General features: G+C 71.4%; 21 protein-coding genes. 8 read left to right on the forward strand and 13 right to left on the reverse strand.

Annotated elements, in window-relative coordinates; translation table 11 throughout:
- Positions 1-147: 147 nt before the first annotated feature.
- From J5X75_RS38205 to J5X75_RS38235, 7 genes are all read right to left on the reverse strand, one after another.
- Complete coding sequence (locus J5X75_RS38205) at positions 148-1044, reverse strand: IS5 family transposase (RefSeq protein ID WP_208472597.1); 897 nt, start codon at positions 1042-1044, stop codon at positions 148-150.
- 119 nt (positions 1045-1163) lie between these two features.
- Positions 1164-2120 (reverse strand): TIGR03885 family FMN-dependent LLM class oxidoreductase, encoded by a 957-nt coding sequence (locus J5X75_RS38210; RefSeq protein WP_208472598.1) that lies wholly within the window; start codon positions 2118-2120, stop codon positions 1164-1166.
- Between the two features lie 17 nt (positions 2121-2137).
- A complete protein-coding gene (locus tag J5X75_RS38215; protein ID WP_208472599.1) occupies positions 2138-3301 on the reverse strand; it encodes a monooxygenase in 1164 nt (387 codons plus the stop codon).
- A gap of 103 nt (positions 3302-3404) precedes the next feature.
- On the reverse strand, positions 3405-3851 hold the full coding sequence (locus J5X75_RS38220) for an HAAS signaling domain-containing protein (RefSeq protein ID WP_208472600.1): 447 nt from the start codon (positions 3849-3851) through the stop codon (positions 3405-3407).
- Positions 3851-4192 (reverse strand): PadR family transcriptional regulator, encoded by a 342-nt coding sequence (locus J5X75_RS38225; protein ID WP_208472601.1) that lies wholly within the window; start codon positions 4190-4192, stop codon positions 3851-3853. The genes J5X75_RS38220 and J5X75_RS38225 overlap by 1 nt, the downstream gene beginning before the upstream one ends.
- Positions 4193-4263: 71 nt before the next feature.
- Entirely contained in the window at positions 4264-5709 is a 1446-nt protein-coding gene (locus J5X75_RS38230; RefSeq protein WP_208472602.1) for a glycoside hydrolase family 43 protein, read from the reverse strand.
- Between the two features lie 79 nt (positions 5710-5788).
- Positions 5789-7138: an L-serine ammonia-lyase gene (locus J5X75_RS38235; RefSeq protein WP_307798529.1), complete on the reverse strand. Its 1350-nt coding sequence runs from the start codon at positions 7136-7138 to the stop codon at positions 5789-5791.
- 126 nt (positions 7139-7264) lie between these two features.
- Here J5X75_RS38235 and J5X75_RS38240 point away from each other — a divergent pair, with 126 nt between their 5' ends.
- Both J5X75_RS38240 and J5X75_RS38245 read left to right on the forward strand, forming a co-directional pair.
- Positions 7265-7576: a PadR family transcriptional regulator gene (locus J5X75_RS38240; protein WP_208472603.1), complete on the forward strand. Its 312-nt coding sequence runs from the start codon at positions 7265-7267 to the stop codon at positions 7574-7576.
- Between the two features lie 151 nt (positions 7577-7727).
- Positions 7728-9074, forward strand: coding sequence for a hypothetical protein (locus J5X75_RS38245; protein ID WP_208472604.1), 1347 nt, complete (start codon positions 7728-7730; stop codon positions 9072-9074).
- Between the two features lie 23 nt (positions 9075-9097).
- On the opposite strand, the gene J5X75_RS38250 is transcribed toward J5X75_RS38245, so the two are convergent.
- The 3 genes from J5X75_RS38250 to J5X75_RS38260 form a co-directional block, all read right to left on the reverse strand.
- Positions 9098-9847, reverse strand: coding sequence for a maleylpyruvate isomerase family mycothiol-dependent enzyme (locus tag J5X75_RS38250; RefSeq protein ID WP_208472605.1), 750 nt, complete (start codon positions 9845-9847; stop codon positions 9098-9100).
- Positions 9848-9917: 70 nt separating this feature from the next.
- On the reverse strand, positions 9918-11675 hold the full coding sequence (gene ctaD, locus J5X75_RS38255) for an aa3-type cytochrome oxidase subunit I (protein WP_208472606.1): 1758 nt from the start codon (positions 11673-11675) through the stop codon (positions 9918-9920).
- Positions 11676-11778: 103 nt separating this feature from the next.
- Positions 11779-12525 carry an SGNH/GDSL hydrolase family protein gene (locus J5X75_RS38260; protein WP_208472607.1) on the reverse strand — a complete coding sequence of 249 codons (747 nt, stop codon included), beginning with the start codon at positions 12523-12525 and terminating at the stop codon, positions 11779-11781.
- A 180-nt stretch (positions 12526-12705) separates the two neighbouring features.
- Here J5X75_RS38260 and J5X75_RS38265 point away from each other — a divergent pair, with 180 nt between their 5' ends.
- Positions 12706-13902 (forward strand): FIST signal transduction protein, encoded by a 1197-nt coding sequence (locus J5X75_RS38265; protein ID WP_208472608.1) that lies wholly within the window; start codon positions 12706-12708, stop codon positions 13900-13902.
- Positions 13903-13911: 9 nt separating this feature from the next.
- Complete coding sequence (locus tag J5X75_RS38270) at positions 13912-15663, forward strand: putative bifunctional diguanylate cyclase/phosphodiesterase (RefSeq protein WP_208472609.1); 1752 nt, start codon at positions 13912-13914, stop codon at positions 15661-15663.
- 52 nt (positions 15664-15715) lie between these two features.
- Here J5X75_RS38270 and J5X75_RS38275 read toward each other — a convergent pair whose 3' ends face one another.
- Positions 15716-16651 carry an AraC family transcriptional regulator gene (locus J5X75_RS38275; protein WP_208472610.1) on the reverse strand — a complete coding sequence of 312 codons (936 nt, stop codon included), beginning with the start codon at positions 16649-16651 and terminating at the stop codon, positions 15716-15718.
- Positions 16652-16725: 74 nt separating this feature from the next.
- Between J5X75_RS38275 and J5X75_RS38280 the strand changes: the two genes are divergently transcribed.
- A complete protein-coding gene (locus tag J5X75_RS38280; RefSeq protein WP_238490697.1) occupies positions 16726-17583 on the forward strand; it encodes an NADP-dependent oxidoreductase in 858 nt (285 codons plus the stop codon).
- Here the strand turns inward: J5X75_RS38280 and J5X75_RS38285 are convergent, their stop codons facing one another.
- Positions 17584-18042, reverse strand: a complete 459-nt coding sequence (locus J5X75_RS38285) for a hypothetical protein (protein WP_208472611.1) — start codon at positions 18040-18042, stop codon at positions 17584-17586.
- Between the two features lie 101 nt (positions 18043-18143).
- Here J5X75_RS38285 and J5X75_RS38290 point away from each other — a divergent pair, with 101 nt between their 5' ends.
- Together J5X75_RS38290 and J5X75_RS38295 are read left to right on the forward strand one after the other, a co-directional pair.
- Positions 18144-19307 (forward strand): MFS transporter, encoded by a 1164-nt coding sequence (locus J5X75_RS38290; protein WP_208472612.1) that lies wholly within the window; start codon positions 18144-18146, stop codon positions 19305-19307.
- Between the two features lie 23 nt (positions 19308-19330).
- Positions 19331-19678, forward strand: coding sequence for a hypothetical protein (locus J5X75_RS38295; RefSeq protein WP_208472613.1), 348 nt, complete (start codon positions 19331-19333; stop codon positions 19676-19678).
- A gap of 3 nt (positions 19679-19681) precedes the next feature.
- Here J5X75_RS38295 and J5X75_RS38300 read toward each other — a convergent pair whose 3' ends face one another.
- Positions 19682-19945: a hypothetical protein gene (locus J5X75_RS38300; protein WP_208472614.1), complete on the reverse strand. Its 264-nt coding sequence runs from the start codon at positions 19943-19945 to the stop codon at positions 19682-19684.
- A gap of 282 nt (positions 19946-20227) precedes the next feature.
- On the opposite strand from J5X75_RS38300, the gene J5X75_RS45760 reads away from it, so the two are divergent.
- Entirely contained in the window at positions 20228-20932 is a 705-nt protein-coding gene (locus J5X75_RS45760) for a DivIVA domain-containing protein (protein ID WP_208472615.1), read from the forward strand.
- The last annotated feature ends 57 nt before the right edge of the window (positions 20933-20989 follow it).

Raw genomic sequence — 20989 nt, forward strand, 5'->3', positions numbered from 1 at the left:
GACCGGATCCGCGGAGTCCGACTCCTGCAACGCCCTACCCAACGTCATCCCAGCAAACTAACCAAAATCGAAACAAAGCTATATTCATCGCACGGGTGACAGGCGCCGTTTAACACCAGTCACCTAGGCCGTGTTTAAAAGGTGGGTTCATAGCCACCTGTTGATCGCGGCGATCTGCACGGTGGCCAGGTAGCGCACGGCTAGCTTGTCGAACCGGGTGGCCACAGCCCGATGCTGTTTAAGCAGGCTGATGCCCCGTTCGACAGCGTTACGCAACCGGTAGTCGACGGGGTCGAAGGCCGGTGGGCGACCACCGGCCGAGCCCTTCTTACGCCGGTTCGCGGCCTGGTCAGCCTTGACCGGGATGGTCGCCTTGATCCGGCGCCGCCACAGATAGGCCCGGTTGCCCCGCGAGCTGTACGCCTTGTCCGCCCGAACCCGGTCCGGACGAGTCCGGGGCCGCCCGGACCCGAGTCGGGGCACCCGGATGCCTTCCAACACCGCCACGAACTGCGGGCTGTCGCCCCGCTGGCCGGCCGTTACCAGTAACGACATCGGCCGGCAGCCCTGCTCACAGGACAGATGCAACTTGGTGGTAAACCCGCCCCGCGACCGGCCCAACGCGTGATCGTCCGGCTCGGCCGGCCCGACACCACCCGGCGGCTGCACCTGCGATCCGCTGTCACGCCGGGCGCCGGCGGCGTGCTGATGCGCCCGGGCGGTGGTCGAGTCGACGCTGACATCCCAGGTGATCAGCCCGGCCGCATCGGCGAGAGCTTGCAGCCCGGTGAGGATCTGCGCCCACACCCCGGCCCGCTGCCAACAACGGAACAGCCCATAGACGCTCTGCCACGGCCCGTACTGCGGCGGCACGTCACGCCAGGGCACCCCGGCCCGCACCCGCCACCTGATCCCATCGATGAGCTGCCGTCTCGTCCAGATCGGCGGGCGCCCTGGCTTCTTACCGGCAGGCAGCAACGGCGCGAGCACGCGCCACTGCTCGTCGGTCAGGTCGAACCGCCCCGCCACCGGTATGGTGTCCACGAGGTCTCCGGGGATCTTCGGTTTGCTTGGTCGCTAACCGATCTACCGGAGACCTCTTCACATATCGATCACCGACACACCCGTACAACCGACACGGCCACCCGCTTCTTAAACACGGCCTAGCGCAGGCCGGGCAGGACCTTGGCGCCGAACGTCTCGATGAACGGCATCAGGTCCTGGCCCACGTGGTGCAGGTAGATCCGGTCGAACCCGAGATCGGCGTACCCGCGCAGCAGTTCGGTGTGCCGGTCCAGGTCGGCGGAGATGTTCACGACCCGCGCCACCTGCTCGACCGTCACGTGCTCGGAGACCACGTCGAACTCCTCGGCGGTGGCCAGATCCCAGCAGACCGGTGGGTCGAAACAGTTGCTCCGCCACTGGTCGAGGGCGATCGCCTCGGCCTCCGCCTCGGTCGGCGCCCAGCTCAGGTGCACCTGGAGACAGAGCGGACCGCGCCCGCCGGCCGTCCGGTACGCCGCGATCATCTCGCGCAGGCGCGACTCCGGGGCGTTGACCGTGACCAGCCCGTCGGCCCATTCCGCGCACCAGCGGGCGGTCGCCACGCTGACCGCCGCGCCGATCAGCGGCGGCGGCGTCTCCGGGCGGGTCCACAGCCGCGCCCGGTCGACGGTGACCAGCCCGTCCCGGGACACCTCCGCGCCGCCGAGCAGGTCACGGATCACGTCGGCGCACTCGCGCAGCCGGGCGTTGCGGACCTCCTTGCGCGGCCACTTCCCACCGGTGATGTGCTCGTTGCTGAACTCGCCGCTGCCCAGCGCCGCCCAGAACCGGCCGGGGAACATGCTGCCCAGGGTGCCGATCGCCTGCGCGATGATCGCCGGGTGGTAGCGCTGGCCGGGCGCGGTCACCACCCCGAACGACAGGTTCGTGGCCTGCAGCGCGGCGCCCAGCCAGGACCAGGCGAAACCGGACTGGCCCTGGCGGGCGCTCCACGGCGAGAAATGGTCGGAACACATCGCGGCGTCGAACCCGGCGCGCTCGGCGGCGACGACCGCCTCCAGGAGCGCGCCGGGCGGGATCTGCTCGTGTGAGGCGTGGATGCCGTACTCCGTCATGGGAGTACCGGTACCCACTATTCCGGCGCGACGACCAGGATTCCGAGGCACATCTCGTCGCTGGTGCCCTCGCCCCACACCACGTACCGGGAGGGCAGGGATCGCAACTGCGGGAGCTGCTTGCGCAGCGTGGCGTCGTGGGTGCAGGTCACCCGGACCACGTCACCCTTGGCGATCTTCAAGGGCTTCTTCAGCGGTACGAGCGCCTGGTCGTCGAAGTTGTACTGCGGCACGTCGAGGACCGTCCGGGCCCTGGCCGTACCCGGGTTCAGCTCGACCTTGATCGACCGGCCCAGCAGATGCATGTGCCCGGCCGCCATGTAGACCGTGCCGCCCTGCTCGATCGGCTGGTCGCAGCTCTGCGTGGTGCCCGGCTTCGGCGCGCCGCCCTGGTTGCACCACTGGTTGAGCTGGCGCACCGTCTCGGCGGACTCCGGCCCGAACCGCTGGGCGACGTCGGCGATCGCGGCCCCCCGGTCGCACAGCGGGCCGGTGCCGCCGGGCTCGCAGGGCAGCTCGATCGGCGCCATGACCAGGCCGGTGGCCAGCGGCTTCAGCTTCGCGCCGACGGCCGACAGGCGCATCTGCATGCCGGACGTGTCGGATCCCGGCCCGCCGTCGCCGGCGCCCAGCAGGTTGTAGTGGATCTGCATGACCAGTTTGCTGCCGGGCGGCATCTCGAAGCCGAAGCCGTCCGGCATCAGGGTCTCGCCGGCGCCCGGCGCCCAGTGCGCCACCCAGGCGGTCTCGCCCTGCACCCCGCTGTCGCCGAAGCAGGTCCAGCCCTCACCGGGCGCCTCGGCGTCCACCGATGCGGCCGCCTTCGCCTGCTCCGGGTCGAGCCGGTAGAAGATCGCGTGGTGCACGATCGCCGCGTTCTGCGGCAGGAACCGGCTGCCGGTCAGGTACGCCGGCTCGGTCAGCCCCGGGTCGACGAGGAAGCACCGGTACTCGTCGGTGCCGCCGTTCGGCGCGGCCGGAGTGTACGGCTGGGTCAGGCCCACCTCGACGAACCGCTCGCCCGCCCGCAGCGGGGTGGGCGGCGGCGCCGAACCGGTGCTGTGCCCGGTGTGCGGGCCGGCCGACGGTGGCGCCGCCACCGGCTCGGGCTCGGAGCCGCACGCGGCGAGCAGCAGCACACCGGCGAGCGCGGTGACGACGGCGGGACGGGCGAACCTCATGGCGGGCCTCCCTTGGCCAGGCGACGAGATGCGCCCAATCCTTCCAACCGTCAGCAGGTCTGGCATATCCGTGGGAACCCGGAGGATGCCCACGAATCGATCATCAGGGTCCGGTCGAGACCGTGACGGTGGTGGGTGCCGGGTACTCCGGCGCCGGCGCCGGCTGGTCTGCCCCGCCGCTGTCCCGGACCGCGAACATGACGAAACCGCAGAACAGGATCACGGTGCCGATCACCGCCGCCACGATGGTCAGGACCAGCCACGGGAACCGGCGCGGGGGAGCGGCCTGGTACGGCGGCAGCGGGGCGGCGGGCACCCGGGGCAGGTCGGTCTGGGTGTCGGCGGCCGCCACGATGCTCTCCGGGTCGCCGAGGCGGTCCAGGATCGTACGGATCTCGGCCTCGGTCTCCGCCCCGGACTCGGCCCGCGCGATGTCGATGTGCTCGCGCAGGTCGGCGAGCAGTTCCTCGCGCCGCCCGGCGGGCAGGCCGGCCGCGGCCCGCCCGACCCGGGCCAGGTAGTCGACGACCAACTGGTCGGTCTGGGTCATCACTTGCTCTCCGTTCCCAGGATGCGGTCGACGCCGCTGCGGAAGGCGACCCACTCGGTGCGGAAGTGGGTGAGAGCCGCCTCGCCGTCCGATGTGAGGGTGTAGTAGCGCCGGGGCGGCCCGGCGGGCGCCTCGCGCCAGGTGGTCGCGATCCTCCCGTTGCGCCGCAGGCGGGACAGCAGGGGATACATCGTCCCCTCGCTGGTGGACATGCCGAGGGCCCCGCTGAGTTGCTGCACCAACTCGACGCCGTAGAGCTCGCGTTCGTCGAGGAGGGCGAGCACGCAGTACTCGATGGTGCCCCGGCGCAGGGCTGTGGTCAGCGCCGCGTCATCGCTCATGCCGACAAGGTACCTTGCGCTGCAAGGTAAGCGCCAGAGAGGAAGGGGGCCGGACGGCCCCCTTCCGGATTTCAGCTGGTGACGCGGAACGTGGCGTCGGCCTTCTCGGTGGTGGTGCTGATCGGGTCGATCCTCAGCAGATAGTTGTAGTGCCGCAGGTAGCGGGTCGGGTAGTTGTACGACTGGAACGACGACCAGGTGCTGTCCGCCAGCCCGGCCACCTGCTTGAAGGTCGCGTCCGCGGCGAACGTCGTGGTGCCGTCGTTCGCGGCGAGCTGCCCGTCGTAGCCGTAGTGCCGCAGGTAGTAGCCGGGGTAGTTGACCGACTCGAAGGAGACGTAGCCGGAGCTGTTCGCCAGGCCCGGCACGACCCGGAACTGCGAGTCCGGCAGCGGGCTCACGTTGGCGTCGATCCGGACGTCGAAGTTGGAGTGCCGCACGTACCGGGTCTGGTTGTTGTACGACTGGATCCGCTTCAGGGTCGTCGTGCCGCTGCCCCACTTGGCCAGCACCCGGGACTCCTCGGCGGCGGTCAGGTTCAGGATCGAGCCGTGCCGCTTCTTGGTGGTGCCCAGGCTGTAGTCGGTACGGGTGGCGAAGTTCGCGGTGCTGCCCAGGTTGGTGGAGCGCACCGGCATGTACCCGCGGCCGGTCGCGTACTGGTCGACCCACAGGTGCCACTCGTTCTGGCCGTTGGTCTGCGCCCACATCGGGCCCTCGACCACGTTGCCGCCGGTGGCGCCGTTGGAGATGCCGAGGTGCTGGAGGTCGCCGATCCGCGTCCAGGTGCCCAGGATCGTGTTGCTGCCCTCGACCGTGATCTGCCCGTCGGCCGAGGCGCGGTAGTAGCGGTAGCCGCCCAGGCTGTTCGCCACCTCGATGATCTGGGTGTCGATGATGCCCTGGCCGGTGCCCCGGTCGATGTAGAGCTGCGGGGCCGTGACGGTCCGGAAGTCGCTGGTCCGCACGTACCAGATCCGGTGCTTGGTCACGCCGTTGAGAGCCGAGTTGGTGGCCCAGTAGACGACGTAGTCGTTGGTGGCCGGGTTCCAGATCGCCTCGGGCGCCCACGCGTCACCGGCGCCGGAGATGCCGCCGGCCACGTTGATCAGCCGGGGCACCGACCAGTTGACCAGGTCGGTGGACTCCCACACGACCAGGCTCTTGCTGCCCTTGCTGGACGCGTCACCCCACGAGGTGCCGCTGGCGATGCGCAGGTCGGTGGCGATGATCCAGTACTTGTCGCCGTTGGGGGAGCGGACGATCGCGGGGTCGCGGACGCCCTTGGTGCCGACCGTGGAGAGCAGCACCGGGCCGCCGCCGTTGAGGTCGGTCCAGTTGCGACCGTCCCGGCTGTGCGCCAGGTAGATCTGCTCACCCTGGCTGGACTCCCCGATGAAGTGGGCCATCAGGTAGCCGGTGAACGGGTCGAGGGCGCTGGCCGGAGCGGCCAGGCCGGCGAGGAGGAGGACGAGGGTGGCGAGGAACGTGCTGATGCGGGTGAGGACTCTGGGCATCAGATCTCCGAAATGTTAGCGCTAACGCTACGGGGGAATGTTTCGAAGTGTTGATGCCCGTAACTTCATTGTCAAGAAGTCAGCACTCGGTGACGTTGACCGCCAGTCCGCCCCGGGCCGTCTCCTTGTACTTGTCCTTCATGTCGGCGCCGGTCTCCTTCATGGTCTTGATGACCTTGTCGAGGGAGACGTGGTGGCGGCCGTCGCCGCGCAGCGCCATCTTCGCGGCGGTGACCGCCTTGACCGCGGCCATGCCGTTGCGCTCGATGCACGGGATCTGCACGAGCCCGCCGACCGGGTCGCAGGTCAGGCCCAGGTTGTGTTCCATGCCGATCTCGGCGGCGTTCTCCACCTGTTCCGGGGTGCCGCCGAGCACCTCGGCCAGCCCGGCCGCCGCCATCGCGCACGCCGAGCCCACCTCGCCCTGGCAGCCCACCTCGGCGCCGGAGATGCTGGCGTTGCGCTTGAACAGCAGGCCGATCGCGCCGGCCGTCAGCAGGTACCGGACCACGCCCTCCTTGTCCGCGCCGGGCACGAAGTCCAGGTAGTAGCGCAGCACGGCCGGGATGATGCCGGCCGCGCCGTTGGTGGGCGCGGTCACCACCCGGCCGCCGCCCGCGTTCTCCTCGTTCACCGCCATCGCGTAGACGGTCAGCCACTCCATCGCGACCTCGGCCGGCTCACCGGCCACCCGCAGCTGACGGGCCGTGGTGGCGGCGCGGCGGCGCACCTTGAGGCCGCCGGGCAGCACGCCCTCGGCGTCCAGGCCCGCGTCGACGCAGTCCCGCATCACCTGCCAGATGTCCAGCAGGCCCGACCGGATCTCCGCCTCGGTGCGCAGCGTCTCCTCGTTCGCCAGCATCAGCCGGGGGATCGACAGGCCGGTGGTCCGGGTGAGCGCCAGGAGGTCGGCCGCCGAGGAGAACGGGTACGGGACCGGGGCGCGCGTCTCCCGTACCGCCGCATGGTTCTCCTGAACCACGAAGCCGCCGCCGACCGAGAAGGAGGTCTCGGCGAGCAGCTCCGCGCCGTCGGCGCCGAAGGCGGTGAAGCGCATGGCGTTGGGGTGACCGGGCAGGGTCCGGCGGCGGTGCAGGACCAGCTCGACGTCGATCTCCCGGTCCCGCAGCAGCCGCAGCCGGCCGTCGGCGCGGATCCGGGCGGCCCGCGCGTCCGCCGAGATCACGTCCACCGTCTCGGGGGTGTCGCCTTCCAGGCCCAGGAGAACCGCCTTCGGTGTCCCGTGACCGTGCCCGGTCGCGCCGAGCGAGCCGAACATCTCGGCGCGAACGCTCCGAACGTCCGGAATGCCGGCCAGGCGGCCGGCGAAGAGCCGGGCCGCCCGCATCGGGCCGACGGTGTGCGAGCTGGACGGGCCGATGCCCACTGAGAACAGGTCGAAGACGGAGATGTGCTGGTCGAAGCTCACGATGCACTCCTTCGGGCGTCGCGGGCGGGAGATGAGGCTGCCGATGGGACTGGTTACGTGAGCGATCACCGCAGGGTTCAGAAGGGCGGTGCTTGACCCTATGTAGAGTTTCGATAGAGTGACCGGATGCGGATCACGATTCCGACCGCGCGGATCCTCGCCGCGCTGCTCGCCGACCCGGGCGCGGACCGGTACGGTCTCGAGCTCATGCAGGTCACCGGGCTGGCCAGCGGCAGCCTCTATCCGATCCTGCACCGCCTCCAGGAGGCCGGCTGGGTCGAGGCCCGGTGGGAGGAGATCGACCCGGCCGAGCAGGGCCGCCCGGCGCGCCGGTTCTACCGCCTCACCGCCGACGGCGCCGTCGACGCCCGCCGCGCTCTCGCCGCATTGCACGCCGGGACCAGTGTCCCGGGCAAACCGGCGCTCGGCCTGTCCTGATTCGCTTTCCTTCCTATTTGGGCACGTCTATATGAGCAGGTAGACGTGGCTTTGATCGAGGACGGACGACGGGTAGTGTCTTTCGGTGCGCCATATTGGCGTGCCTTTAATCCGCCCCTAAGAAAAACTTAAAACAATCGAGGAAAAGGACATGCTCAACCGTCGCCTGATAGCGGTCACAACCGCGATCGTGGCCGTCCTCGCGGTCGGCGCCTGCTCTTCGGCCTCGGAGCCGTCCCCCGCCTCCGCCGGCGCACCCGCGACCGCGTCGGCCGCGCCCTCCGCGCCGGCCGCCTCCGCATCCGCACCCTCGGCCGTCCCGAGCGCCACGGTGAAGACCGCCGGCGCCTGCGCCCGGAAGGTCTCCGCCCGGCCGGTCGCCACCGTCACGACGGTCAGGCTGCCCGCCAAGGTGGTCGGTTACGGCGGCGAGGGCGACACCGAGAAGCTGCCGATGGCCGTCGCGGCCCGCCCCGACGGCGGCTCCTGGCTCGCCTGGCTCGGCACCGACGGCCGGGTCCACCTCGGCCGCCTCGGCTGCGACGACCGGCTGACCGGCGCCACCACCAGCTTCACCGGCATCGACCTCCAGGACGTCCAGGCCGACGCGAACGGCGGGGTCATCCTGCTCACCCGTAAGGGAACCTGCGGCAGCGGCCCGCTCTGCGGCGGCGAGTCCAGCCCGTGCAACACCATGCACATGATCCGCTTCGACGACGACGGCAAGCTGGTCTGGGAACGCCAGGTCACCAACCTGACCGGCGGCCGCACCGGGTACGACGACGGCGCCCGCTTCATCTGGTGGTACCAGCACCACGGCCGCCTCGCCACCAACGGCTCCGACTACGCCGCCTACTTCGGGGTGGCGATCACCGTCCGGAACGGCGACTGCGTCGACGTGCACGAGGGCGACCGGATGCAGGTGGTCGACAAGGCCGGCAAGCTGGTCAGCGGGCACCGGGACGCCTTCGAGGTCGGGTGCAGCCACGCCTGGACGTCACGGATCGTCTGGGACCCGCGTACCCGGCGGTTCGTCACCGTCTGCGCCACCGACAACGCCTGCCGGATCGCCCGGCCCGACCCATACCGCACGGTGGCCGCCGGCACCTGCGACGGCACCCTCTTCGGCGGCGACCTGGTCCTCGCCAGGTCCAAGGGCTACTGGACCGCGTGGAGCCAGGGCGGCGGCGTCCGTCTCGAGAAGTTCACCACCGGAAAGTCCACGAGCACCGTCCGGACCGGGATCTCGTCGGCCCACCCGCACCTGGTCTCCTACGGCCCGAACCGGATGCTCCTCTCCTGGCAGTCCGGCTCGTCGATGGCCGCGCAGGTCTACGACGCCGGGACCGGCAAGCCGGTCGGCGGCCGCCTGTCGATCGCCGTGAAGGACCACGCCTACCAGGCCTTCAAGGCGTACGGCGACGGCAGCGCCGCCTACCCGGCCGCCGGCGGCTCCAGCGGCACGATCAGGATCGCCCGGGTGCTTCCCCAGGCCTGAGACGGCCGCCGGAGCCGGCCGGTTCAGAAGCGGGTCAGAGTCAGCCAGCGGTCGAGCAGGTCGCGGTCGCCGTCGATCCCAGCCGGGGTGGGCGGGCGGCGGCGGTTGAGGACGAGCAGCAGTTCGGCGACCGGGGCACGGCAGGTCACGTCGGCGGGCGCCTCGGCGGCACGCCAGACGATGCCGGACGGGACCAGGGAGACGTGCCAGCGATCGGTGGTGTCGGTGGCGCTGAACAGCAGCGACTCGCCGCCGCCGGTCAACTGCCGCCACCGGGCGTCGCTGCTCGCCAGGCCGGTCGCCGCCGCGAAGACGAGCAGCAGGTCGGCTATCCCGTCGGCGGCCAGATCGGGCGCCACCTCGCCGGACGGCTCGGCGTCGAACCGGTGGACGATGCCGTCGTGCAGCATCCGGCGGAGCCAGAAGCCGGCGGTCTGGTGTGCGGGAAGGAAGGTCCACGCCGGGCTGTCGAAGCCGCGCTCCCGGACGGCGCCGGTGAGCCGCCGGGCACCGGTGTCGAGCCACTCGCCCCAGGCCGCCTGATCCGCCGGCGCCTCCTCCAGCCGGTAGGGCACCGGCTGGGTCGCGGCCCGCTCGATGACGCCGGCCGCGTACCGATGGCCGGTGCCGACGTGGGTGACCAGGTCACGCACCGTCCAGTCGGGGCAGGTGGGCACCACGGCCGTGGGCTCCCGCCGGCACGCCGCGGTGGCGAGTCTTGCGGCCTCGGCCGGTAGTTCGGACGCGTATCGCTCTGGTGACAGCCAATCCATGCACCGACCGTACCCATCGCCGTCGATGGGGACGGACGGCCCGCACGCGCCGGCGTGCGGGCCGTGACGCTCAGCGGTCCCGGTCGGAGGCGATGTCCTCGGAGTAGGTCGCGCCGCCGTCGGACTCCTTGTGGAGCGGGCGGGCGCCGCCCTCGGGCGGGCCGGCCAGGGACTGCTCACCGGCTGCCAGGTGCGGGAACTTCAGGTCGAAGGCGGGCCGCTCGGAGCGGATCCGCGGCATCCGGTCGAAGTTGCGCAGCGGCGGCGGGGTGGTGGTGGCCCACTCGAGTGAGTTGCCGTGGCCCCAGGGGTCGTCGGCGGTGGCCACCTTGCCGATCTTGTACGACTTCCACACGTTGTAGACGAACGGCAGCGTGGCGATGCCCAGGATGAAGGAGAAGATCGTGGAGAAGGTGTTGAGGAAGGTGAACCCGTCGGTCGGCAGGTAGTCGGCGTACCGCCGGGGCATGCCCTGGGTGCCGAGCCAGTGCTGCACCAGGAACGTGCCGTGGAAGCCGATCATCGTGAGCCAGAAGTGCACCTTGGCGAGGCGTTCGTCGAGCATCCGGCCGAACATCTTCGGGAACCAGAAATAGATGCCGGCGAACACCGCGAACACGATCGTGCCGAAGAGCACGTAGTGGAAGTGGGCGATCACGAAGTACGAGTCGGAGACGTGGAAGTCGATCGGCGGCGAGGCGAGCAGGACGCCGGACAGGCCACCGAACAGGAACGTCACCATGAAGCCGATCGCCCAGAGCATCGGCGACTCGAAGCTGATCTGGCCGCGCCACATGGTGCCGATCCAGACGAAGAACTTCATGCCGGTCGGCACCGCGATGAAGAAGCTCAGCAGGCTGAAGAACGGCAGCAGCACCTGGCCGGTGGCGAACATGTGGTGTGCCCACACCGACATCGACAGCGCGCCGATCAGCAGGGTCGCCGCGACCAGGCCCTTGTAGCCGAACACCGGCTTGCGGCTGAACACCGGGACGACCTCGGTGATGATGCCGAAGAACGGCAGCGCGATGACGTACACCTCGGGATGCCCGAAGAACCAGAACAGGTGCTGCCAGAGCATCGGCCCGCCGGTCTCCACGTCGAAGACGTGGGCGCCGAGCACGCGGTCGGCGGCCAGGGCGAACAGCGCGGCCGCCAGGAACGGGAAGATCAGGATCACGAGCAGGCTGGTGACCAGCATGTTCCAGGTGAGGATCGGCATCCGGAACATGGTCATGCCGGGCGCGCGCAGGGTCAGGATCGTGGTGATCAGGTTGACCGCGCCCAGGATGGAGCCGAGACCACCGATCGCCAGGCCGACCACCCAGGCGTTGCCGCCGATGCCCGGCGAGTGCAGCGAGTCGCTCAGCGGCGTGTACGCGAACCAGCCGAAGTCCGCCGCCCCGCTGGGGGTGAGGAACCCGCTCATGGCGGTCAGCGTGCCGAACAGGTACAGCCAGTAGGCGAAGGCGTTCAGCCGCGGGAACGCCACGTCCGGCGCTCCGATCTGGATCGGCACCACGTAGTTCGCGAAGGCGAACACGATCGGGGTGGCGAAGAACAGCAGCATGGCCGTGCCGTGCATGGTGAACAGCTGGTTGAACTGCTCCGGCGACAGGATCTGCATGCCGGGTTTGGCCAGCTCGGCGCGCATCAGCAGGGCCATCAGCCCGCCGACCATGTAGAACACGATCGACGTGATCATGTACATGATCCCGATCTGTTTCGCGTCCGTGGTCCGCAGGATCCGGGCCAGCGCGGTGCCTCTCACCTGCCGGCGAACCGGTTGAGGCCGGATCGGCACCGGCCTCGGGGCGACGGTAGTCATGCACGCTCCTCACCTGCGCACGCGGCTTTTCCTACCTCCCTTTTATAGGCGCGATCAGTCTTAATTAGCCCCGGATCCGAACAAGAGCGGCATTTCGGTGAGATCAGGCGGTGATCAGCGTCCAATCGGAGTATTTTGGGGCCCGGTCGTCGCCGGAGGAGCGCCCCCGCAGCCGCCGCCCGATCCACGGCAGCACGTGCTCGCCGTAGTAGCGCGCCTCGGTGAGCAGCCGGAACGCGGGCGCCGGCCCCGGGTCGAGCACGTGCGGCGGCACCGGCTGCCCCAGCGCGGCCAGAATCAGCGAGGCGACCCGGCGGTGCCCGGCCGCGTTGAGGTGCAGCCGGTCGGCCGACCAGTAGACCCGGCGGCGCAGCTCCCGGTCGCGGAAGCAGTCGACGAAGGTGACCCCGTCCAGCGGCATCAGCGCCTCGACGGCCGCGGTGAGCTGCTCGCCGCGCTGCCGGAAGGTGCTGCCGAACGGCAGGTGGTCGGACGGGTCGGCGCCGCTCAGCAGCAGCAGCGGCACGCCGGCCTCCGAGCAGCGCCGGACGGCCTGCTTGGTGAGGTCGATCAGGCGCTCCACCGAGGCGCCCCGGCGCAGCATGTCGTTGCCGCCGCCGTTGAAGGACACCAGCGTCGGCGCGGGGGACAGGGCCAGGGCGGCCTCCAGCTGATCCCGGACGATCGGCTCCAGGAGGCGGCCGCGAATGGCGAGGTTCGCATACTCCACCGGACCGTCGGCGGCCAGACCGGCGGCGACCAGGTCGGCCCAGCCGCGCTCGGTGCCGTCCGGAAGCGTGTCACCGAGGCCCTCGGTGAAGCTGTCGCCGATCGCTACGTAGCGCTTCATGTGTCTTCTCCCGTGCCGTGGAACGGACCGACGCTATCCGATCGCCGGGCCGCTCCACGAGCCGTCCGGGAGCGAGGAGAATCACGGCCCGCCGACGCTGAGGTACCGCGTCTCCTGGAACGCGCGCGGGACTCCACGATCTTTCTCAGGCCCGGCGGCCGCCTGCCGATTCACAGCGTCATGAATCGCGTTGTCAGCACTCGCCGGGACGGCCGCTGGTTCGGTACGGGGCACAGCACGCTCACCGACCCGGGCGCCGCGGGAGCCGAGGCGGCCACGACCGCGATCACCGGAACCGACCCGGTGGTGGTGTTCGTGTTCTGCTCGGTCGGCCACCACACGGCCGCGATGCTCGACGCGGTCCGGGAGCGGGTCGCCGCGGACACCGTGATCGTCGGATGCAGCACCTCGGGACAGCTGAGCGCCGGCGCCACCAGCAAGGACGGTGTGGTCGTGGCGGCCTGGGGCGGGACCGGTCTCGCCGTCCGTACCCATGTCTCCCGCGACATCGCGAACCGCCTGCGTGACGCCGGCGTCGAGGCCGCGTCGTGCCTCGGCGCGGTCGACCACCCGCACCGGGCGCTGCTGATGCTCGGCGACGGCCTGACCGGCAACCAGGACGAGATCGTGCGCGGCGCGTTCTCGGTGGCCGGCGCGGCCGTCCCCCTGGTCGGCGGCTGCGCCGGCGACCAGCTGACCTTCACCCGCACCTACCAGTTCCACGGCGGCCGCGACGGCGTGGAGATCCTGTCCGACGCGCTGGTCGGCGTCGCCATCGGCTCCGACGCGCCGATCGGCGTGGGCATCGCCCACGGCTGGCGCAAGACCGGCTCGGCGATGATCGTCACCCGCAGCCAGGGCGGCCGGGTCCAGGAGCTGGACGGCGAACCGGCGCTCGACGTGCTGCTGCGGCTGCTCGGCCTGGACGAGTCGGTCCTCGACGACCCGGACGCGTTCCGGCAGGCGACGTTCCCGCACCCGCTGGGCCTGTCCCGGCGCAGCGGCGAGGACATCCGGGTGATCCACGACGGCGACCGGTCGGACCGTTCCGTGATCTGCCTGGCCGACGTGCCGGAGGGCGCGCTCGCCTGGATCATGGAGACCGGGCCGGGGGAGCTCGCCGCCGCGGCCGGACAGTCCGGCCGGCAGGCGCTGGACATGCTGGCCGGCAGCCCGGCCCTGGGCAGCCTGATCTTCGACTGTTCGGCCCGCCGGCTCACCCTCGGCGACGACGGCGTCGAACGCGAGAACGACGGACTGCTCACGGCGATGCCGGACGTCCCGTTCGCCGGGTTCTACACCAACGGAGAGTTCGCCCGGGTCCGCGGCGCCCTCGGCATGCACCACTTCACCGTGGTCACGCTGGCGCTGGCCTGAGGGGGGCTCGTGAACCACTGGTCCACCCATCAGCTCACCGAGTTCTTCGCGGCGGTCTGCGGGCCCCGCGACGAACAGGCCGCGATCACCGTGGCCGTGGAACGGGCCGCCGAGGTCCTGGAGGCCGAGGTCGCGGCGATGCTGACCGGCGACGGCGTCCAGATGGTCCGCGGTGTCGACCGGGACCTGCTGGAAAGCGCCCTGCCGGACGGCCCGTCACCCGGCGTCCTCGCCCTGCCCGGACTCGGCGAGCTGCACGTGAGCGTCGCCCGGTTCGGATCCGAGCCACGCGGGACGCTGCTGGTGGCCCGCGTCGGGGAGCCCCTCGCCCCGGAGGAACGGCAGCTGCTCCAGGCCATGGGCCAGACCCTGGACCTCGCGCTGCACAACATCGCCCTGCTCGCCGCGGAACGACGGCTGCGGGAGGAACGCGAGCGGGAGGCCGCCGAACGGCTGGCCCTCGTCGCGTCGCTGCGCGAGGCCCGCCACGACTCGCTGACCGGACTGCCGACCCGGGTGCTGTTCCTGGAGATCCTCGGCGCGAAGCTGGACGAGGGCGGCCCGGTCAGCGTGCTCTTCATCGACCTGGACCGGTTCAAGGCGGTCAACGACAGTCTCGGCCACCGGGCCGGCGACGACCTGCTCGGGCACGTGGCCGGCCGGATCCGGGACTGCCTCGGCCCGGCCGGCGCCGGCGCCCGGCTCGGCGGCGACGAGTTCGCGGTGCTGCTCGGCGGCTCCACCACCGAGAACGCGGTGCCGGTGGCCTGGCGGATCATCGAGGCGCTGCGGCGGCCGTTCCGGATCGCCGGGCGTGACGTCTTCATCGGCGCCAGCATCGGCATCGCCACCGGAACCGCCGGCACCGACCCCGGTGAGCTGCTCGGCAACGCCGACGTGGCGATGTACAAGGCGAAGAAGGACGGCCCCGGCAAGGTCATCCTCTTCGAGCCGTGGATGCACGCCGAGGCGCTGGCCCAGCTCACCCTCGGCGGCGAGCTGCGGCGCGCCCTCGAACTCGACGAGTTCCGCCTGCTCTACCAGCCGCTGATCCGGATGGAGACCGGCGCCGCCACCGGTGTGGAGGCGCTGGTGCGCTGGTCGCGGCCGGGCCGCGGTTACGTGCCGCCGGCCGATTTCCTGCCGCTCGCCGAGGAGAACGGGCTGATCACCGACATCGGCCGGTGGGTGCTGCGGGCCGCCGGGCACCAGGCCGCGCGATGGCGGCGGACCATCCCCGAGATGACCCTGAACGTCAACGTCTCCGGGCGCCAGCTCACCGACCCGCGGTTCACCGGCGACGTGGAGAAGACCCTCGCCGAGTGCGGGCTGCCGGCCGCCGCGGTCACCCTCGAGCTCACCGAGTCGGTGCTGATGAGCGATCCGCGGACGGCCATCGCCTGCCTCGGCGATCTGCGCGACCTCGGGGTGGGCCTGGCCGTCGACGACTTCGGCACCGGCTACTCGTCACTGTCCTACCTGCAACGGCTGCCGGTCGACGAGCTGAAGATCGACCGTACGTTCATCAGCCGCGCCGAACCCACGGCCGCCGATCTCGCGGTGATCCGTACGGTCGTCGAACTGGCCCGCACCCTCAAGCTGCGCACCGTCGTCGAGGGCGTCGAGACCGAGCAACAGCACCGGGCGATGCGGGCTCTGGGCTGCGACTACGGTCAGGGCTACCACCTGTGCCGCCCGCTGGAGCCGGAGAACGTCCCGGCCGCCTTCGCCGGTCCCCTGGCCATCCACCCGGGCGGATGACCGTCGTCGAGCGACACCACCGCGGGCGTCCGCCGGCCGATGGCCTCAGCGCTCACAGCGCCATCTCGGTCACCGGCCGTCCCGGCCGGGAGCGGCGCCGGTAGCGGCCCGGTGGGGTGCCGAAACGGCGCTTGAAGGCGGCCGCGAAAGCGAACTCGGAGCCGTAACCGACCCGGGCCGCGACCTCGCCGACCGTCGCGTCGGTGCCGCGCAGCAGGCCGGCGGCGACCGTCATCCGCCACCACGTCACATAGGTCATCGGCGGCTGCCCCAGCAGTTCGGTGAAGCGGCGGGCGAACGGCGCCCGGGACAGGCCCCCGCACGCCGCCAGGGTGGCGACCGTCCACTCCCGGGCGGGTTCGCGGTGGACGGCTCGCAGCGCGGCGGCCGTCACCGGGTCGGCCAGCCCGGCGGCCCAGCCCACCGGATGGTCGGCGGTCAACCAGGTCCGCAGCAGGTGCACCAGCATGGTGTCGAGCAGCGCCGGGATCAGCGCCGCGCTACCCGGCCCCGGAGCGGTCAGCTCGGACACCAACTGGTCCACCGTGGCGGCCAGGTGCGGGTGCCCGGCCGGGACGTGGATCAGCTCGGGCAGGTCCGCGACCAGGGGATGCGCCATCTCCGGGTCGAGTTCCCAGGCGCCGCACAGGGTCATCGTGGTGGCCTCGCCGGGTTCGCCGACGACCGCGTACCGGGGCAGGTGCTCGGCGTCGGCGGGGGAGCAGGGCGGCGTGGCCGGACGGGTGGCCGGCGGGTCGGCGAGGGTGTGGCCCTCGCCGTGTGGCCGGAACACGATGTCGCCCGGCCCCAGCGCCAGGGGGCCGGCGCCGTCGCGCCGCAGCGCGCACGTGCCGCGGAGCACCACGAGGAACCCCGCCGAGCCGGGGACCGCGGCGAACTCCTGCGCCCACGGCACCCGCCACGCGGTCAGCACGGAGCGGGCGCGGCCGGTCCGCATCACCGCCAGCACATCGCTCAGCACGTCCACCACGAGACGATCGCATAGAAAGACGAGACCGCAAAGCATTCATCGTCCTTGGCGGGATTCCTACGGTGGGTGCCATGAGAGCGATGCGCATGCACGGGTACGGCGGACCCGAGGTGATCCGGCTGGACCGGATCGAACCCCCGGAACCCGGTCCCGGGGAGGTCCTGGTGCGGGTCGCCGCGACCACGTTCAACCCCTCCGAGGCCGGGTTGCGCCAGGGGCTGCTGCGGTCGATCGTGCCGCTCGATCTTCCGTACACCATGGGTCTGGATCTGGCCGGAACCACCGCGGAGGGTGACCGGGTGATCGGGCGCCTGGACGGTGGCGCCGCCGCGGAGCACGCGGTGGCGCCGGCGACGATGCTGGTCCCGGTGCCGGACGGGGTGCCGCTGGAGGACGCGGCCGCGTTGCCGATCGCCGGCCTGACCGCGTGGCAGGCGGTGTTCGAGCACGCGGCGGTGACCGCCGGGCAGCGGGTGCTGGTCAACGGCGCCGGGGCGATCGGGCGGTACGCGATCCAGTTGGCCCGCCACGCCGGCGCCCACGTCGTCGCGGTGACCTCCCGGCGCGGCGCGGCGGCGGCCCACGAGTCCGGCGCCCACCGGGTCGTCACCGGCGCCGGGGAGATCGAGCCGGTCGACGCGCTCATCCATCTGGTGCCGGCCGAGCCGGCGCACGCCGCCCGGATCCGGCCGGGCGGCGTCCTGGTGTCCGCGACCACCCCGGCCGCCCGGCTGCCGGCAGGCCCGTTCCGGTCGCTGCACTTCATCGTCCGCAACGACACCGCCGACCTGGCCGCCCTGCTCGCGCTGGTGGCGGCCGGAACGGTCCGGATCGACATCGCCGGGCGGCGGCCGCTCACCGACCTGGCCGCCGTGCACGCCGAGGCCGAGAACCGGGGGCTCGCCGGGAAGACGCTGCTGCTGCCCTGATCAGCTGAGCGTGGCGGCCTGGAGGTCGACGTTGCCGCAGGTGGGGTGGTGGACGGCGGTGGCGGTCCAGGTGACGGTCAGCCGGGAGCCGGCCTCGGCGCGGTAGCGGATCTCGAAGCGCCCGGTGCTGATCGCCTCGCGGTTCTCCAGCGTGCGGGTGGCGCTCGCGCCGTCCACGGTGACCGTGAGGCGCCCGGCGGCCATCCACACACCGGCGTAGACGCGCAGCGTGCGGGTCGCCGGGCCGGCCGGGGCCCGCAGCGTGAAGGTGGCGCCCCGGCCGCAGGAGTAGACCCCGGTCGGGGTGCGGCCGGCCGAGCCGGTCGGGGTGCCGCCGGACCAGCGGTAGAGCTGCGGGTTGTTGTCGTAGCGGCCGCGCGGGCTGCCGCCCAGGTCCTCGATCTGGGCGGTGCCGGCGCGACGGTTCACCGAGTCGGCGCCGGTGAGGCCCCAGTGCACCCAGTCGCGGGACCCCTCGGCGCTCAGGTCGACCAGGTTCTGGAGGGGTCTGTCGATCGACGTACGCCCTCCACATCGAAACGCTTCGCTACGGTGGGCCGGTGCACACCCGGATCATCGCGATGTCGGCGCTCGCCGCGTCGGCCTTCGGCTACGTGGCCACCGAGACCATGCCCATCGGCGTCCTCTCCCCGATCGCGGGAGACCTGGGCGTCTCGCGCGCGGCCGTGGGTCTTCTCGTCACCGGGTACGCGGTGACCGTCGCGATCACGACCATCCCCCTGACCTACGGCACCCGCCACGTCCCGCGCCGCCGGCTGCTGGTCACCCTGCTGTTCGCCCTGACCGTGGCGAACCTGCTGTCCGCCCTGGCGCCCACCTACGGGGTGCTGCTCGCCGCCCGCCTGGGCGCCGCCCTCTCCCAGGCGATCTTCTGGGCCGTGGTGGCGCCGGTCGTCGCCGCCATGTTCGACGTGACCGTCCGCGGCCGGGCCGGCGCCGTGGTGTTCGCGGGCGCGTCGCTCGGCCCGATGCTCGGTGTCCCGGCCGGCACGTGGCTGGGCCAGCAGTACGGCTGGCGGTCCGCGTTCCTGGCCCTGACCGGGCTCGCGCTGGCCGCCTTCGTCGCCCTGCTCGCCGGCCTGCCGGACGTGCGGGTCGCGGAGACCCACGCGGCCACCGGCACCAGTCCGGACGCCCGCCGGTACGCCGTCGTCGTCGCGGTCACGACCCTGTCGGTGGCCGGGCTGTACACGGCTTTCACGTACACCGAGGTGTTCTTGACGGCGGTGACCGGGTTCGCGGCCGCGGCCGTCGCGCCCCTGCTGCTGGCCCGCGGTGTCGCTGATTTCGCCGGCATCGTGGCGGGTGGCTACGCCAGCGACCGCTGGCAGCGCGGCGCCGTCAGCGGATCGGTGCTGCTGGTCGCGGCCGCCCTGATCGCCCAGTACGCGGTGGGCGAGTCCGGCCCGGTGACCGCGGTCCTGCTGGCGGTCACCGGTTTCGGCATCGGCGCGCTCACCCCGGCCCTGCAGAACCGGGTCCTCGAGGTGGCGCCCGGCAGCACCGACATGGCGTCGGCCGGCAACTCGGTGGCGTTCAACGTCGGCATCGCCGGCGGCTCGCTGCTCGGCGCGGCGGTGCTCAGTGGCCCGGGCGTCCGGGCGACCGCGCTGGCCGGCGGACTGCTCGCCCTGTCGGCCCTGCTGCTCTTCGCGGCCGAGCCGATGATCGCCCGCCGGACCCCGGTGACGATCCGCAGGTGAGCGCCCTGGCAAGCTTCCCAGTCGTGGAAGCATTGCGGCTGATTCTTCTCTTCATACACCTGGTCGGGTTCGCGCTGCTGCTCGGCGGCGCCATCACGCAGTTCCTGTCCGGCAAGTTCCGGATCAACCCGGCGATCCTGTGGGGCTCCATCATCCAGCTGGCCAGCGGCATCGCGCTCTCCGCACCGCTGCGTGGCGGCGGTGACGACGAGCCGAACCCGATCAAACTCGGCGTGAAGCTGCTCCTCGCCGTGATGATCTTCATCATGGTGTTCATCCCGCGCAAGCGCGACGAGGTCAACAAGGGCCACTTCATCGGCATCATCACGCTCACCCTGGTGAACGCGGCCGTCGCCGTCTTCTGGCGTTAGGCCCTAGCAGTACAGCTTGTAACCGGCGTCGAACCCGCGGTCCAGCCCCAGGATGTAGCCGCGCCAGTAGTCGTTGATCTTGATGTCCTGTGCCCGGGCCGGTTTCCTGCAATCGGTCCGGGCGGCCTCCAGCCCGGTCGCGAAGCCGTCCTTGTATCCCTGCCGGAACTCACGCCCACCGGGCGGCGCGGCGGCGGTGGCCGGCGCGACCGGGCTCAGCATGGCCGTGATCAGGCAGAACACGATTCCGAATCGTCTTGCCCTCATCTTCGGGAATCTACGCCGGGAGCCGGGCCGTGTCCGCCGGATCGGCGATCCGCCTTTACCACGTTCGCGCCGTCGATGTGGGGTAACGTGCGAGTCTGCTCACCGCCCGCGAACTCCAGTGTGATGCGGGCGTCCGGGACGTGCGCGCCGTTGCGGGCGCCGGTAGTCTCGATGGGATTTCGCGGGGTCGCAACCTGCTTGATCATGCCCACGGCAGGGGCACCGGGCCGTTGCGTAGGATTTCGGGCCGCACGACCCAAACGAGGGGAACCGAGGAGCACGATGCCGCTCACTCCAGCTGACATTCACAACGTGGCGTTCAAGAAGCCGCCGATCGGGAAGCGCGGATACGACGAGGAAGAGGTCGACGCCTTCCTGGACGAGGTGGAGGGCGAGCTCACCCGCCTCCTGGAGGAGAACGGCGCCCTGAAGGACACGCTCGCGCGCGGCGGGGGCGGGGGCGGCGGCAACCCGGCCGCGACCATGGTCCTCAACAACGAGTTCGCCGACCTGGCCGCCCAGCTGGAGCGGCTCCAGGAGGCCCGGGCCCGCGCCGAGCAGAACGCGCGGAACATGCAGGCCCAGCTCGAGCGGGCGCGCAGCCAGGCCGCCCCGTCCGGCGCGATGCCGACCATCGCCGGCGACGACGACCGCAACTCGCGGGTGCTGATGATGGCTCAGCGGACCGCCGACGAGCACATGCGCGACGCGCAGCGCGAGTCGGAGACGGTGATCACCAACGCCCGTGACAAGGCCGACCAGCTCACCAGCGAGGCGCAGATCAAGGCGGCCACCATCGAGTCGGACGCCCGGCGCAACCACACCGAGGCCATGGACAGCCTGGTGGAGAAGCGGGCCGCCGCACTCGACGAGATCGAGCGGCTGGCCCAGCTCGCCACCAGCTACCAGGAGGCGCTGACCAACCACGTCCAGCAGCAGCTGATGGACCTGACCGCGGCGCCCGAGCCGGGCGGCCGCGACATCTGAGCCACGACGTGAGGAAGGCCCGCCCCGGGATCGGGACGGGCCTTCCTTCGTCATCGG

It is taken from the genome of Actinoplanes flavus (assembly GCF_017592555.1).
In the GTDB taxonomy this organism is placed as follows: Bacteria; Actinomycetota; Actinomycetes; order Mycobacteriales; family Micromonosporaceae; genus Actinoplanes; species Actinoplanes flavus.